This is a genomic window from Zoogloea oryzae (assembly GCF_030161255.1).
Classification (GTDB): Bacteria; Pseudomonadota; Gammaproteobacteria; order Burkholderiales; family Rhodocyclaceae; genus Zoogloea; species Zoogloea oryzae.
Genome location: NZ_BSPX01000239.1, coordinates 349 through 842, shown reverse-complemented (window position 1 = coordinate 842; position 494 = coordinate 349). Strand labels below are relative to the sequence as shown.

The 494-nt window shown below is 42.7% G+C and carries 1 protein-coding gene; it reads right to left on the bottom strand.

What is annotated here, in order from left to right:
* A partial coding sequence (locus QQK25_RS24885) for a cytochrome f (RefSeq protein WP_284190085.1) occupies positions 1-494 on the bottom strand: 494 nt, incomplete at both ends.

Here is a 494-nt window from a genome sequence, read left to right as displayed (position 1 = left end):
TAAGAAGTGGGCCTCCTTCGTAGTAGCGGGGTCCGGAGAAAGAATAGGGAAAGTAATTTCTCGATATTTCTGACCTGGAATCGGACCTATCACAAGAATATTTTTTTTAGTGGGGCGATAACTCTGAAAAGAAAGATTGCCCATCTTTTCTTTCATCTCGGGAGAAATACGATCGGGGGGAGCTAATTCGAATCCCTCAGGTAAAATAAGAACAGCTCCCACATTCAACCCGCCCTTTTTACCATTAGCCAGAACTTGTTTCTGTTGCATATCATAGGGAATTCTAACAACCGCTTCAAATACAGTATCGGGAAGCACTGCTTGTGGAACCTCGATATCAACAGGCTTATTAGCTAAATGGCAATTAGCACATACAATACGCCCAGTAGCTTCGCGCGGATTTTCATAACCCTGTTGTGCAAAAATAGGATATGCATGCGAAATGGATGCCCAAGTTATTATATATATCAGGATCGATGCCGAAATGGATCGAG